This is a genomic window from Burkholderia sp. MSh2 (assembly GCF_000731655.1).
Lineage (GTDB): Bacteria > Pseudomonadota > Gammaproteobacteria > Burkholderiales > Burkholderiaceae > Burkholderia > Burkholderia paludis.
This window is the reverse complement of record NZ_JPGM01000004.1, coordinates 54,211-67,943: the sequence shown is the minus strand read 5'-3', so window position 1 is coordinate 67,943 and position 13,733 is coordinate 54,211. Positions and strand designations below refer to the sequence as shown.

Here is a 13,733-nt window from a genome sequence, read left to right as displayed (position 1 = left end):
ACCATGCCCCACGCGCGCGCGCCGTTTCGACCCGATGCACCGGATGCCTCGCCTCGCGCAGGCGAGCCGGGGCGCGACTTCGCGTTCACGGGCGCGGATTTCGCACGCATCCGCGCGCTGATTCATCAACGCGCGGGAATCTCGCTGTCCGAGCACAAGCGCGACATGGCGTACAGCCGTCTTGCGCGGCGGTTGCGTGCTCGCGGCCTCGACACCTTCCGGGACTATCTGGACCTGCTCGAGCAGGAGGACGATCCGCTCGAGTGGGAAGCCTTCACCAATGCGCTGACGACCAACCTGACCGCGTTCTTTCGCGAGGCGCACCATTTCCCGATCCTGGCGGATTTCGTGAAGGGGCGGCCGGCGCCGGTATCGGTGTGGTGCTCGGCGGCGTCGACCGGCGAGGAGCCTTATTCGATCGCGATCACGCTGATCGAGGCGCTCGGCGAATCGGCCGCGCGCAACGCGTCGATCCTCGCGACCGATCTCGACACGCAGGTGCTCGCGAAGGCGGAAGCCGGCATCTACACGTACGACCAGGTCAAGCACCTGGCGCCGGAGCGGCTGAAGCGCTTCTTCCTGAAGGGCACGGGCGCGCAGTCCGGCCGCGTGAAGGTGCGGCCCGAGCTGCGCGCGATGATCCGCTTCGAGCAGCTGAACCTGACCGATGCCGATTACCGGATCGAGAAGCCGTTCGATGCGATCTTCTGCCGCAACGTGATGATCTACTTCGACAAGCCGACGCAGGGGCAGGTGCTGTCGCGCTTCGATCCGCTCGTGAAGCCGGGCGGGCTGCTGTTCGCCGGCCATTCGGAAAACTTCACCTATGTCACGCAGGCGTTCCGGCTGCGCGGGCAGACGGTGTACGAACTGACGCGCGATGCCGCGCAGAGCGCGCGGCCGCGTGGCGCGCAGGCGTCCGCGATGCCGTCCCCCGTGCGTGCGCGTGCCGCGGGCGCCGCGCCAGCTCTTGGAGAGCGCGGATGAGTGCCCTGCCGATCGCGACCAATCGCTACTTCGACACCCACTTCGGCCGTCCCGGCGTGAAGCTGTTGCCGAACGAGTTCTACACGACGTCCGAGGACATGGTGCTGATGACCGTGCTCGGCTCGTGCGTGGCTGCGTGCCTGCACGATCCATACGCGGGCATCGGCGGGATGAACCACTTCATGCTGCCGGACGACGGCGCCGATCCCGGCGCGGCCGCGTCGGAATCGATGCGCTACGGCGCGTACGCGATGGAAGTGCTGATCAACGAGATGATCAAGGCCGGCGGACGCCGCGAACGCTTCGAGGCGAAGGTGTTCGGCGGCGCGGCCGTGCTGGCCGGGATGACGACGATCAACATCGGCGACCGCAACGCGGATTTCGTGCGCCGCTACCTCGCGCTCGAACGCATCCGCATCACGGCGGAAGACCTGCAGGGCGTGCATCCGCGCAAGGTCGCGTTCATGGCGACGACGGGGCGTGCGATGGTGAAGAAGCTGCGGCTGCAGGTGCCGGGCGTGACCGAACGCGAAGCCGCGCTCGCACGCGAGGCCGATCGCGCACGCGCCGCCCGGTCGCGTCCGCAGGTCGAGCTGTTCGCGGCGAAGCGTCCGCCCGCGCCGCAGCCGGCGCGACCGCGCATCGAGCTGTTCGGTGCGCGCGGCGCGGCGCCGGCCGGCGGCGGGTGGGCGGCGAACCTATCAAGAAAGCAGGAGGCATGACCGCAGTGCAAAAGATCAAAGTGTTGTGCGTCGACGATTCGGCGCTGATCCGCAGCCTGATGACCGAGATCATCAACAGCCAGCCCGACATGACGGTGTGCGCGACCGCGCCCGATCCGCTTGTCGCGCGCGAGCTCATCAAGCAGCATAATCCCGACGTGCTGACGCTCGACGTCGAAATGCCGCGCATGGACGGGCTCGACTTCCTCGAGAAGCTGATGCGCCTGCGGCCGATGCCGGTCGTGATGGTGTCGTCGCTGACCGAGCGCGGGTCGGAAATCACGCTGCGCGCGCTCGAACTCGGTGCGGTCGACTTCGTGACGAAGCCGCGCGTCGGGATCCGCGACGGGATGCTCGACTACGCGGAAAAGCTTGCCGACAAGATCCGCGCGGCGTCGCGCGCGCGCGTGCGCCAGGCGCCGCAGCCGCAGGCCGTCGCGCGCGCGGCGGAAAGCCACGCGGTCGCGCCGATGATCAACAACCCGCTCGTCAGTACCGAAAAGCTGATCATCATCGGCGCGTCGACGGGCGGCACCGAGGCGATCCGCGAAGTGCTGACGCCGTTGCCGCCGGATGCGCCGGCCGTGCTGATCGCGCAGCACATGCCGCCCGGCTTCACGAAGTCGTTCGCGCAGCGGCTGAACGGCCTGTGCCGGATCGCGGTGAAGGAAGCCGAGCACGGCGAGCGCGTATTGCCCGGTCACGCGTATATTGCGCCGGGGCACGCGCACTTGTTGCTTGCGAGAAGCGGAGCGAACTATATTGCGCAACTGTCGGACGAGCCGCCGGTCAACCGGCACCGCCCGTCGGTCGACGTGCTGTTCCGCTCGGCGGCGACGCACGCGGGCAAGAACGCGATCGGGGTGATCCTGACCGGGATGGGCCGCGACGGCGCGGCCGGCCTGCTGGAAATGAAACGCGCGGGCGCTCACACGTTCGCGCAGGACGAAGCAAGCTGCATCGTGTTCGGGATGCCGCGCGAGGCGATCGCGCTCGGCGGCGCGGACGAGATCGCGCCGCTCGCCGACATGAGCCGCCGCGTGATGGCCCGCCTGGCGACCATGGGCGACCGGGTGCAGCGCGTTTGAATGGAATGTCACGGGGCGCGTGCCACGATACGCGTCCCGCTGGAAACGAATCTGGAAAGGAACGACGATGGACAAGAGCATGAAAATCCTGGTGGTGGACGATTTCCCGACGATGCGCCGGATCGTCCGCAACCTGCTCAAGGAACTGGGTTATTCGAACGTCGACGAGGCCGAGGACGGCCTGGCCGGCCTCGCGCGGCTGCGCGGCGGCGGCTACGACTTCGTGATCTCGGACTGGAACATGCCGAACCTCGACGGGCTTGCGATGCTGAAGGAAATCCGCGCGGACGCGACGCTCACGCACCTGCCGGTGCTGATGGTCACGGCCGAGTCGAAGAAGGAGAACATCATCGCGGCCGCCCAGGCCGGCGCGAGCGGCTATGTCGTGAAACCGTTTACGGCCGCGACGCTCGACGAGAAGCTGAACAAGATCATCGACAAGATGGCGAAGGCCGGGAGCTGACGTGAACGAGCCGATCCATGCCGCGCTGACCGGCGCCGGATTCAGCGCAGACGGCCAGGCCGAAGGCGCCGATTACGCGAGCGATCGCATCCTCGCGCGCATCGGCCACGTGACGCGCACGCTGCGCGATTCGATGCGCGAGCTGGGGCTCGACAAGCACGTCGAGCGCGCGGCGGAAGCCGTGCCCGATGCACGCGACCGGCTGCGCTACGTCGCGACGATGACCGAACAGGCCGCCGTGCGCGTGCTGAATGCGATCGAAGTCGCGAAGCCGATGCAGGAACGCATCCAGAACGAGGCCGAGGCGCTCGACGCGCGCTGGGCACAGTGGTACGCGGCGCCGATCGAGCATGCGGAAGTGCGCGAGCTGATGGACGATACGCGCGCGTTCCTGCGCACGCTGCCCGAGTCGGCTTCGGCAACCAGCGCGCAACTGCTCGAGATCATGCTCGCGCAGGATTTCCAGGACCTCACCGGGCAGGTGATCAAGAAGATCATGGACATGGTCTACCTGATCGAACAGCAGCTCCTCATCGTGCTCGTCGAGAACATCGCGCCCGAGCGGCGCGAGCAGTTCGCGGCCACCGCGGCTGCGCTCGCGGCCGAGCAGATGAGCTCGACCGGCAGCCCCGAGTCGCTGCTGAACGGCCCGCAGATCGCGCCGGAAGGCAAATCCGACGTGGTCCAGGATCAGGGGCAGGTCGACGACCTGCTCGCCAGCCTGGGCTTCTGACCCTGCCGCATGCATTGCGCGCCGCGTTGTCGCGGCGCTGCCCGATGCATGCGTCGCACCATCCCCTTACCGTTTCCCCGCTTGCCGCTTCCGACGCACCGGGCGGTCCTGCGTCAAATTGACACTTCGACACACGCAGCAGGCATACTACGCATTAGCAGCAACGTAGCGTCCGTCATTCGTACGATTCATAAGTTGGCAGGCGGCGCGGGCCCGACGGCCGCACCGCTGGCAACGAAGCCAGTCCCTTTGGGGGGGAACGTGAAGCTGAAACGCTTGGGCTGGGCCGTCGCGCACGCGACGGCTGCAATGGGTGTGTTGTGGGCCGTCCACGCACATGCGGAACTGGGCGGCGCGCCGATGTCGCCGCCCGCGGACGATCAGGCCGCCTCCGTGCGCGCGTTGCAGCGTGCGATGCGTTCGGCGGACGGCGTGCAGGCCAGCACGGCCACCTATACCGTCCGCGAGATCACGCTCGGGTCGGGCACCGTCATCCACGAATACACGTCGGCCTCCGGCAGCGTGTTCGGCCTCGCCTGGCAAGGGCCGACGATGCCGGATCTCGCGTCGCTGCTCGGCAGCTACTTCCCGCAGTACACCGCCGGCGTCCAGGCGGCGCACCAGGCGCGCGGCTGGCGCGCGCCCGTGTCCGTCGAGACGAGCGGCCTCGTGATCCGGACGGGCGGCCACATGGGCGCCTTCTCGGGCCAGGCGTGGCTGCCGGCGGCGTTGCCTGCCGGTCTGACCGGCAACGATATCCAGTGACAGCGGGAGAGCGATCTTGAGAATTCCTCGTACCTTCAAGCGCTGGCTCGGCGTGCTGGGCCTCGCGGCCGCGACGGCCGTGCTCGTGACGGCCTGCGGCGGCGGCGACGGCGGCAGCAGCAGCAATACCGGCAACAACGGCAACAGCGGTTCCGGCTCGGACGGCAATTCCGGGAACACGGCCGTCATCACGGTCAACGCCGGCGTCGCGAACGTGATCAACATCCCGACCGTGAGCCTGAAGGTCTGCGCGCCGGGCACGTCGAACTGCCAGGTGGTCAACAACGTGCTCGTCGATACCGCGTCCTACGGGCTGCGGCTCGTCGGCAGCGCGGTGTCGGGCGTGCTCGGCAGCCTGCCGCAGGTGACGAGCGGCGGCTCGCCGGTCGCCGAGTGCGGCAAGTTCGTGTCGAGCTACACGTGGGGATCGGTGCGCACGGTCGACCTGTCGATCGGCTCCGAGCAGGCGAGTTCGCTGCCCGTGCAGATCATCGGCGACCTCGGCACGACGAATGTGCCGAGCTCGTGCACCAATGGCGGCGCGTCGGCCAACTCGGCGAGCGCACTCGGCGCGAACGGGATCCTCGGCATCGGGCCGGCGCCGGTCGACTGCGGCACGACCTGTGCGACGTCGACGTCGTCGAGCAACAACAACTACTACGCGTGCCCGAACGGCAACAACGCGAACTGCACGGTCGCGCTCGTGCCGGTGTCGCAGCAGGTGGCCAACCCGGTGCCGCATTTCGCCGACAACAGCGGCTTGAGCGTGACGATGCCGGGCATTTCGAGCAGCGGGCAGGCGAGCGCGACCGGCACGCTGACCTTCGGCCTGCCCGACCTGACCGGGAAGACCGTGATGACCTCGACCACGACGGGCGATGTCAACGCGACGTTCCTCGGACGCAACGTGACCGCGTTCTTCGATACGGGCTCGAACGCGTACTTCTTCAACGATTCGTCCCAGACGGCCTGCTCGAAGAACCCGCAGTTCTACTGCCCGACGTCGTCGCCGGCCAGCTATTCCGCGACGCTGAGCGGCCAGAACGGCGTGGCCGCGACGGTGTCGATGTCCGTCGCGAACGCGGATTCGCTGTTCGCGAACTCGTCGACGTTTGCGTTCAACGACATCGCGGGCCCGTTCGGTTCGTCCGCGTGGCTCGACATCGGCCTGCCGTACTTCTACGGCCGGACGATCTACATCGGGATGGACAAGACCGCGAGCGGCGGCCCGGCGCCTTTCGTCGCGTTCTGACGCGGCGCGGCCGTACGCTGGAGCAAGGGGGGCGAGAAATCGCCCCCTTTTTTTATCCGTGCGCCGCGCGCGTACGGCGGAGCGAACCGGACGGCCGCAGCACGCGCGCGCAGTGCGGCGGGAGGCGCGACCGCTCCGGCGTGCCGGCGCAAGTCGTGTCCGTGCGGATGAACGGAACGGATCGCGGGCGAACCGGCGCGCCGGGCGCGCGATGGCGCAGGCGATGGCGATGCGGACGCTCGATCCCGGCGCGCTGCAGGCGGCGCCGGCCGGTCGCGGCCGGCGGCGCGGGGCCGCGATGCACGGGAACGGCCTCCGGCCCGCGCCCGGCGCGAACCGGCGCTAGGCCGGTGGCCGGCCGTTGCGCATCAGGAGCGTATGGTCGAGGAAGTGGTGGCCGGGCCCGTAGGCGGTGCTTTCGATCCGCACCGCGTCGGCCGGTGCGACCGCACGCCCGGCCGCGTCGACCGACACCGATTCGATCTCGACGACCGGCACGCACCATGCCGCGCGCGCCCGTTCGGTCGGCTCGCCGCGCGTGTCGAAGCAGCGGAACGTGAAGCTCTCGGAGTAGTCCTGCGCGCGCAAGGTCCTCGTCGAGCCGTTCCACGCATCGTGCAGGGCGATCGTGCCGGGGTGCGGTGCGTCGGGCGCCTGCGCGCCGGGCGGCAGGGCCGGCGTGCCCGCGCAGCCGGCGGCCAGCGCGCAGGCGAGCGACAGCGACGGGACGAGCGGATGACGGAGCATGATGCGGTTCGGCCGGCCGGGAAATGGCGAAGGGTAGCGCGATTCGCGCGTTCGCGTAATACCGGCGGGTTAATCGAATCCCGCATGCCCGTGCCGATTATCGATCGAACCCGGTTTCATGCGCATGTAATCAAATTCAGGATTATCGGGGGCTGCAGTTTCTGTCAGGTTTTCGAGATTGTGAAAATGACGCGGCACGCAAGCCCGTGGCGCGGCGTTGCGCTATTGCAGCCGTTTCCGCGTCGCGCCGGCGGACGGCCAGTACAGGCGGGCAAGCCGGCCTGCACGCGAAAAGAGATGGAGCTTGCCGACATTCAAACATATAATGCCGGCGTTGTTTCCGGGGTGCCAATATATAACAGGAGGGTAATAAAGATGAATTTCTCTGAAGCCGTTCGTACCGTACTTAATAAATACGCGACATTCGAAGGCCGGGCGCGTCGTGCCGAATACTGGTATTTCGCGCTGCTGAGCTGCATTCTGTCGATCGTCGGCCAGGTCATCGGCGCGGTGGGCCGTGACGCGGGCGTGATCACGCTGCTGCTGCTCGGCGTGATTTTCCTGATTTCGCTGGCCCTGATCATTCCGGGCATCGCGGTCAGCGTGCGCCGCCTGCACGATACGGGCCGCTCGGGCTGGTTCCTGCTGATCGGGCTCATTCCGATCATCGGCGGCATCCTGCTGCTCGTGTGGATGTGCTCGCGCGGCACCGAGGGCCCGAACCGCTTCGGCGCGGACCCGATCCCGGCGGTCTGACCGACGCCTGCCCCGGCGCGCGTCGCGTCGCGCCGGGGCCCGATTTTCCCGCGGCTTGCGCCGCGGCGTTGCACCATTTCCCCGCCCGACACCGTCGCCGTCCCGCCCGGGACCGACGCTTCGCGATCCCGCCGACCGCCGCGCCGTATCGCCGTTCCGGCCCGTTCCGGCCCGCTTTGCGCCGGCCCGCCCGATTCCCCGAAATACCCCCCTTTCCCGGCTTTCCTCGACCGATCGCTGGTTGACGCCTCCATGAATAATCGGTGTCACTGGAAAACGGCATTCCGCCGTACCCGACTGGAGGCCCCGTGGCAGACGAGAGCGATCTCGACAAGACCGAAGCCGCCACTCCGAGACGCCGTGCGAAGGCGCGCGAGGAGGGGCAGGTCGCGCGCTCGCGCGAACTGGCGTCGTTCGCGCTGCTCGCGGCCGGGTTCTACGGCGCGTGGTTGCTCGCCGGTCCGTCGGGTGGCCATCTGCAGGCGATGCTGCGCGGCGCGTTCACGTTCGATCGCGCGACCGCGTTCGACACGAACCGGATGCTGTCGGCGGCCGGCAGCGCGAGCCTCGAAGGCTTTGCCGCGCTGCTGCCGCTCCTCGCGCTCACCGGCCTCGCCGCGTTGCTCGCGCCGATGGCGCTCGGCGGCTGGCTGATCTCGCAGAAAACGTTCGAGCTGAAGTTCGACCGCCTGAACCCGATCTCGGGCCTCGGCCGGATCTTCTCGATCCAGGGGCCGATCCAGCTCGGGATGTCGGTCGCGAAGACGCTGGTCGTCGGCGGGGTCGGCGGCGTCGCGATCTGGCGCAGCAAGGACGAACTGCTCGGCCTCGCGACGCAGCCGCTCGGCGCGGCGCTGCCCGATGCGCTGCACCTGGTCGCGGTGTGCTGCGGCACGACGGTCGCCGGGATGCTGGTGGTCGCCGCGCTCGACGTGCCTTACCAAATCTGGCAGTACAACAAGAAGTTGCGCATGACGAAGGAAGAAGTGAAGCGCGAGCATCGCGAGAACGAAGGCGATCCGCACGTGAAGGGGCGGATCCGCCAGCAGCAGCGCGCGCTCGCGCGCCGCCGGATGATGGCGGCCGTGCCGACGGCCGACGTGGTCGTCACGAACCCGACGCACTTCGCCGTCGCGCTGAAATACACGGACGGCGCGATGCGCGCGCCGAAGGTCGTCGCGAAGGGCGTGAACCTCGTCGCCGCGCGCATCCGCGAACTCGCATCCGAACACAACGTGCCGCTGCTCGAGGCGCCGCCGCTCGCACGTGCGCTGTATCACAACGTCGAACTCGAGCGCGAGATTCCCGGCTCGCTGTACGCGGCCGTCGCCGAAGTGCTCGCGTGGGTCTACCAGCTCAAGCGCTTCCGTTCGGAAGGCGGCGCGTTCCCGGCGGTGCCGGTCGATCTCGACGTGCCGGCCGAACTCGACAAGGGCGCGTCGGTGTCCACCGACGACGAACGCGAGGAAGCCGAAGACTCGCTCGGCAAGCCGGGTCGCAACGGCACGCCGGGGGCCGCCGCATGAGCACGCCGACCGGACTGTTCGCGAAGCGCCCGAACATGCTCGCGGGTACCAACCTGCGCGCGCTCGCGGGCCCGATCCTCATCTGCATGATCCTGGGGATGATGATCCTGCCGCTGCCGCCGCTGCTGCTGGATCTGCTGTTCACGTTCAACATCGCGCTGTCGGTGATGGTGCTGCTCGTCAGCATGTACACGATGAAGCCGCTCGATTTCGCGGCGTTCCCGAGCGTGCTGCTGTTCTCGACGCTGTTGCGCCTGTCGCTGAACGTCGCGTCGACGCGCGTCGTGCTGCTCGAAGGCCACACCGGGCCGGACGCGGCCGGCCAGGTGATCGAGGCGTTCGGCCACTTCCTCGTCGGTGGCAACTTCGCGGTCGGCATCGTCGTGTTCGTGATCCTGATGATCATCAACTTCATGGTGATCACGAAGGGCGCGGGGCGGATCGCCGAAGTGTCCGCGCGCTTCACGCTCGACGCGATGCCCGGCAAGCAGATGGCGATCGACGCCGACCTGAACGCCGGCCTGATCAACGAGGAACAGGCCCGCAAGCGCCGCCAGTCCGTCGCGCAGGAAGCCGAGTTCTACGGCTCGATGGACGGTGCGTCGAAGTTCGTGCGCGGCGACGCGATCGCCGGCCTGATCATCATGGCGATCAACGTGATCGGCGGCCTGATCGTCGGGATGGTCCAGCACGACATGAGCTTCGCCGCGGCCGGCACCAACTACACGTTGCTGACGATCGGCGACGGCCTCGTCGCGCAGATCCCGTCGCTCGTGATCTCGACCGCGGCCGGCGTGATCGTGTCGCGCGTCGCGACCGACGAGGACATCGGCACGCAGATCACCGGCCAGCTGTTCACGAACCCGCGCGTGCTGACGATCACCGGCGCGATCATCGTGCTGATGGGGCTGATCCCGGGGATGCCGCACTTCGCGTTCCTCGCGCTCGGCGGCGGCGCGATCTGGCTGGCGCGCACGCAGACCCGCCGCGCGGCGGCCCGCAAGGCGGCCGGCGACGTGACGGACATCGCGCCGCCCGCGGCGCTGCCGTCCGACAGCCATGAGGCGACCTGGGACGACGTGCAGCTGATCGACCCGCTCGGGCTGGAAGTCGGCTACCGGCTGATCCCGCTCGTCGACAGGAACAGCGACGGCGAACTGCTCAAGCGCATCAAGAGCATCCGCAAGAAATTCGCGCAGGAAATCGGCTTCCTGCCGCCGGTGATCCATATCCGCGACAACCTCGAACTGCGGCCGAACGCGTACCGGATCGCGCTGAAGGGCGTCGAGATCGGCGTCGGCGAAGTGTTCCCGGGCCAGTGGCTCGCGATCAACCCGGGCCAGGTCACGGCCGCGCTGCCGGGCGCCGTCACGCAGGACCCCGCGTTCGGGCTGCCGGCCGTGTGGATCGACGTCGCGATGCGCGAACAGGCGCAGGTGTACGGCTACACGGTGGTCGACGCGAGCACGGTCGTGGCGACGCACCTGAACCATCTCGTGGTCCAGCACGCGGCCGAGCTGCTCGGCCGCCAGGAAGTGCAGGCGCTCGTCGAGCGCACCGGCAAGGACGCGCCGTCGCTCGTCGAGGACCTCGTGCCGAAGACGATCTCGCTGACGACGCTGCAGAAAGTGCTGCAGAACCTGCTCGAGGAAGGCGTGCCGATCCGCGACATGCGCACGATCCTCGAGGCCGTGTCCGAACATGCGGGCCGCGGCGACGCGTTCGAGATCACCGCCGCGGTGCGGCTCGCGCTCGGTCGCGCGATCACGCAGCAGTGGTATCCGGGCGTGGGCGAGATGCAGGTGATGGGCCTCGATTCGAATCTCGAGCGCGTGCTGTCGCAGGCGCTCGCCACCGGCGCGAATCCGGGCCTCGAGCCCGGCCTGGCGCACAACCTTCTGACCGGTACGCAGCAGGCGATGCTGCGTCAACAGAATCTCGGGCTGCCGCCCGTGCTGCTCGTGCAGCACGCGCTGCGCGCGATGCTCGCGCGTTTCCTGCGCCGCAGCCTGCCGCAATTGAAAGTGCTGTCGTATGCCGAAGTGCCGGACACACGCACGATCAAAGTCGTTAACGTCATCGGGGGTTCCGCTTGAACATTCGCAAATTCACCGGCGCTACGAGCCGCGACGCCCTCCGTCTCGTGCGCGAGGCGCTCGGCGCCGACGCGGTCGTGCTGTCGAACCGCACGCTCGATGACGGCAGCGTGGAAATCGTCGCCCTCGCCGATTCGGACCTCGCCGCCGTGGCGCCGCCGGCCGCGGTGCGGCCGCGGCTCGCCATGCCGCGGCTGCCGGAATCCGTGCCGGCCGCCGCGGTGCCGGGCATCGTGTCGCGCCCGGGTGCGGCGCTGGGCCGCCCGGCCGTCAATCCGTACGCCGCCGACGAAGGCGGGCTGCCGGACGTGTTCTCGTCGGTCTTCGGCGCGAGCGCCGAGGCGGACGAGACAGCGGCGCACCTGCCGGCGGGCGACGTGGACGCGCCGGACGCGGCCGCGCCGTCGATCGCGGCACCTGCTGCCGCCGCGCCGGCCGCCGGTACGCCGGCCCCTGCTTCCGAACCCGCGCCGTGGCTGGTCGAGCACGCGAAACGCCTGACGCAGCAGCGCGACGCGCTGATCGCGCGCGCGCAGGCGACGCCCGCCGCGCCGCAAGCGAGCGCGCCCGCGCCGCAGCCGCAGCCGGCCGCGAGCGCGACGCCGCCCGACTGGGCGCGCGAGATCGTGCGCGACGCCGAACGCCGGATGCCGGCCGCCGCCGTGCGCGCGCAGGAAGCGAGCGCCGCGCAGGCCGCGCGGGCGGCCGAGCGCACGCGCCTGTCCGCCGACACGGCCGCCGCGGTGGCCGATGCGGTGAAGTCGCGCATCGAGCGGATCGTCAATGACACGGTGATGCAGGAGCTCGGCGAACTGCGCGGGCGGATGGACGAGCAGTTCGACAGCCTGATGTGGCACGACCGCCAGCGCCGCAGCGCCGTGCATGGCGCGCTGACGAAGCACCTGTTTGCCGCCGGCTTCTCCGCGCAGCTCGTGCGGATGCTGGTCGACAACCTGCCGTCCGGCGATGACATGCAGAGCTTCGAACAGGCCGCCGAGTGGGCGCAGTCGGTGCTCGCGGCGAACCTGCCGGTGCTCGACAGCGAGGATGCGCTGATGGAGCGCGGCGGCGTATTCGCGCTGATGGGGCCGACGGGCGTCGGCAAGACGACCACCACCGCGAAGCTGGCCGCGCGCTGCGTGATGCGCTTCGGCGCGAGCAAGGTCGCGCTGCTGACCACCGACAGCTACCGGATCGGCGGCCACGAGCAGCTGCGCATCTTCGGCAGGATTCTCGGCGTGCCGGTGCACGCGGTGAAGGATGCGGGCGATCTCGCGCTCGCGCTGTCCGAGCTGCGCAACAAGCACATCGTGCTGATCGACACGATCGGCATGAGCCAGCGCGACCGCGCGGTATCCGACCAGATCGCGATGCTGCACGGCGCGAACGCGCCGGTGCAGCGCCTGCTGCTGCTCAACGCGACCAGCCATGGCGACACGCTCAACGAAGTCGTGCAGGCCTACCGCAGCGCCGGCGAGCATCCGGATCTGGCCGGCTGCATCCTCACCAAGCTCGACGAGGCGACCCACCTCGGCGGCGTGCTCGACACGGTGATCCGCTACAAGCTGCCGGTCCACTACGTGTCGACCGGCCAGAAGGTGCCGGAGAACCTGTACGTCGCCTCGACCCGATTCCTGCTGAAGAGCGCGTTCTGCGTACCGCGCGACGGTTCGCCCTTCGTCCCGCAAGACGAGGACATGCCGACGCTGCTGTCCGCGCTGACCGCACGTTCCACCGCCGAGCTGCACGAGGTGCGATTTGGATAAACGGATCATCGACCAGGCTGAAGGATTGCGGCGCCTGCTGGCCGGGCGCACATCGCGGATCGTTGCGGTGGCGGGCGGGCCGGCGGGCGTCGGCTGCACGTCCACCGTCGTGAACCTGGCGGCGGCGCTCGCGTCGCTCGGCAAGGACGTGCTCGTCGTCGACGAGCGCGCCGACGTGCATTCGGCCAGCGCGACCCTTGCGGGCGCGTGGCTGCGCGAAGGCGAGCGCACGCGGGTGGCGGCCGGGTTCGGCCTGTGCGCGGCCGCGCGGTTCGCGCGCGCCGGCTATACCGATGCGCAGCTGAGCGACTTCATCGACGGCCCGGCCGACATCGTCCTCGTCGACGCGCAACTCGGCGCCGACGGCGCGTTCTCGGCGCTCGCGCGCGAGGCGCACGACGTGCTGATCGTCACGCGGGTTGCCGCGCAGGCGATCACCGAGGCGTACGCGTGCATGAAGCGGCTGCATTTCGCCCATGCGTTCGCGCAGTTCCGCGTGCTGACCAACCAGGTCGGCAGCCATGCGGACGCGAAGGTCGCGTTCGACAACCTCGCGGGCGTCGCGAGCCGCTACCTGACGGTGTCGATCGCCGATGCAGGCTGCGTGAGCGCGGATCAGCTCGTCGAGCATGCGCGCGAGCTGATGCGGGCGGCGGTCGACGCGTTTCCGTCGTCGGCGGCCGCGCGCGACTACCGGCAGATTGCCGCCGATCTGCTGTACTGGCCGATGCGTCCGGGTCCGGGCGCGGGGCGCGCCGTCCACGCGGGCGGCAAGCCGTCGTACGAGGCGGGCGCGGCACACGCCGCATGAGCGCCACCGGAAGGAGAGAGC

Annotated in this window: 13 protein-coding genes; 12 read left to right on the top strand and 1 reads right to left on the bottom strand. The window is 69.2% G+C overall.

Translation table 11 applies throughout. The features are described 5' to 3' along the window. Positions 1 to 3 precede the first annotated feature (3 nt). The 7 genes from GQ57_RS02810 (at position 4) to GQ57_RS02780 (ending at position 6,010) form a co-directional block, all read left to right on the top strand. Positions 4 to 987 (top strand): CheR family methyltransferase, encoded by a 984-nt coding sequence (locus GQ57_RS02810; RefSeq protein ID WP_031397015.1) that lies wholly within the window; start codon positions 4 to 6, stop codon positions 985 to 987. Then, complete coding sequence (gene cheD / locus GQ57_RS02805) at positions 984 to 1,709, top strand: chemoreceptor glutamine deamidase CheD (protein ID WP_031397014.1); 726 nt, start codon at positions 984 to 986, stop codon at positions 1,707 to 1,709. The genes GQ57_RS02810 and cheD overlap by 4 nt, the downstream gene beginning before the upstream one ends. Then, the gene (locus tag GQ57_RS02800; protein ID WP_031397013.1) at positions 1,706 to 2,797 is read left to right on the top strand and encodes a protein-glutamate methylesterase/protein-glutamine glutaminase; all 1,092 of its coding nucleotides are present in this window, start codon (positions 1,706 to 1,708) and stop codon (positions 2,795 to 2,797) included. The genes cheD and GQ57_RS02800 overlap by 4 nt, the downstream gene beginning before the upstream one ends. A 67-nt stretch (positions 2,798 to 2,864) precedes the next feature. Continuing rightward, on the top strand, positions 2,865 to 3,260 hold the full coding sequence (gene cheY, locus GQ57_RS02795) for a chemotaxis response regulator CheY (protein WP_006485893.1): 396 nt from the start codon (positions 2,865 to 2,867) through the stop codon (positions 3,258 to 3,260). 1 nt (position 3,261) lies between these two features. Continuing rightward, positions 3,262 to 3,993, top strand: a complete 732-nt coding sequence (gene cheZ / locus GQ57_RS02790) for a protein phosphatase CheZ (protein WP_031397012.1) — start codon at positions 3,262 to 3,264, stop codon at positions 3,991 to 3,993. A gap of 261 nt (positions 3,994 to 4,254) precedes the next feature. Beyond that, complete coding sequence (locus tag GQ57_RS02785; RefSeq protein ID WP_031397011.1) at positions 4,255 to 4,758, top strand: DUF2844 domain-containing protein; 504 nt, start codon at positions 4,255 to 4,257, stop codon at positions 4,756 to 4,758. A gap of 16 nt (positions 4,759 to 4,774) precedes the next feature. After that, on the top strand, positions 4,775 to 6,010 hold the full coding sequence (locus tag GQ57_RS02780) for a DUF3443 family protein (protein ID WP_031397010.1): 1,236 nt from the start codon (positions 4,775 to 4,777) through the stop codon (positions 6,008 to 6,010). A gap of 342 nt (positions 6,011 to 6,352) precedes the next feature. On the opposite strand, the gene GQ57_RS02775 is transcribed toward GQ57_RS02780, so the two are convergent. Continuing rightward, positions 6,353 to 6,757 (bottom strand): hypothetical protein, encoded by a 405-nt coding sequence (locus tag GQ57_RS02775; RefSeq protein ID WP_034197024.1) that lies wholly within the window; start codon positions 6,755 to 6,757, stop codon positions 6,353 to 6,355. Between the two features lie 375 nt (positions 6,758 to 7,132). On the opposite strand from GQ57_RS02775, the gene GQ57_RS02770 reads away from it, so the two are divergent. From GQ57_RS02770 to GQ57_RS02750, 5 genes are all read left to right on the top strand, one after another. Then, positions 7,133 to 7,513, top strand: a complete 381-nt coding sequence (locus GQ57_RS02770) for a DUF805 domain-containing protein (protein WP_031397008.1) — start codon at positions 7,133 to 7,135, stop codon at positions 7,511 to 7,513. A 308-nt stretch (positions 7,514 to 7,821) separates the two neighbouring features. Beyond that, entirely contained in the window at positions 7,822 to 9,039 is a 1,218-nt protein-coding gene (flhB, locus tag GQ57_RS02765; RefSeq protein WP_031397007.1) for a flagellar biosynthesis protein FlhB, read from the top strand. Then, positions 9,036 to 11,135 carry a flagellar biosynthesis protein FlhA gene (gene flhA, locus GQ57_RS02760; RefSeq protein WP_031397006.1) on the top strand — a complete coding sequence of 700 codons (2,100 nt, stop codon included), beginning with the start codon at positions 9,036 to 9,038 and terminating at the stop codon, positions 11,133 to 11,135. The genes flhB and flhA overlap by 4 nt, the downstream gene beginning before the upstream one ends. Further along, positions 11,132 to 12,901 carry a flagellar biosynthesis protein FlhF gene (gene flhF / locus GQ57_RS02755; RefSeq protein ID WP_031397005.1) on the top strand — a complete coding sequence of 590 codons (1,770 nt, stop codon included), beginning with the start codon at positions 11,132 to 11,134 and terminating at the stop codon, positions 12,899 to 12,901. Before flhA ends, flhF begins: the two co-directional genes overlap by 4 nt. Further along, a complete protein-coding gene (locus tag GQ57_RS02750; RefSeq protein WP_031397004.1) occupies positions 12,894 to 13,712 on the top strand; it encodes a nucleotide-binding protein in 819 nt (272 codons plus the stop codon). The genes flhF and GQ57_RS02750 overlap by 8 nt, the downstream gene beginning before the upstream one ends. The last annotated feature ends 21 nt before the right edge of the window (positions 13,713 to 13,733 follow it).

Bases quoted from the DNA above. Each gene is read 5' to 3' on its own strand.
- GQ57_RS02810 (WP_031397015.1), top strand. From the start codon at position 4: ATGCCCCACGCGCGCGCGCCGTTTCGACCCGATGCACCGGATGCCTCG.
- cheD (WP_031397014.1), top strand. From the start codon at position 984: ATGAGTGCCCTGCCGATCGCGACCAATCGCTACTTCGACACCCACTTC.
- GQ57_RS02800 (WP_031397013.1), top strand. From the start codon at position 1,706: ATGACCGCAGTGCAAAAGATCAAAGTGTTGTGCGTCGACGATTCGGCG.
- cheY (WP_006485893.1), top strand. From the start codon at position 2,865: ATGGACAAGAGCATGAAAATCCTGGTGGTGGACGATTTCCCGACGATG.
- GQ57_RS02775 (WP_034197024.1), bottom strand. From the start codon at position 6,757: ATGCTCCGTCATCCGCTCGTCCCGTCGCTGTCGCTCGCCTGCGCGCTG.
- GQ57_RS02770 (WP_031397008.1), top strand. From the start codon at position 7,133: ATGAATTTCTCTGAAGCCGTTCGTACCGTACTTAATAAATACGCGACA.
- flhA (WP_031397006.1), top strand. From the start codon at position 9,036: ATGAGCACGCCGACCGGACTGTTCGCGAAGCGCCCGAACATGCTCGCG.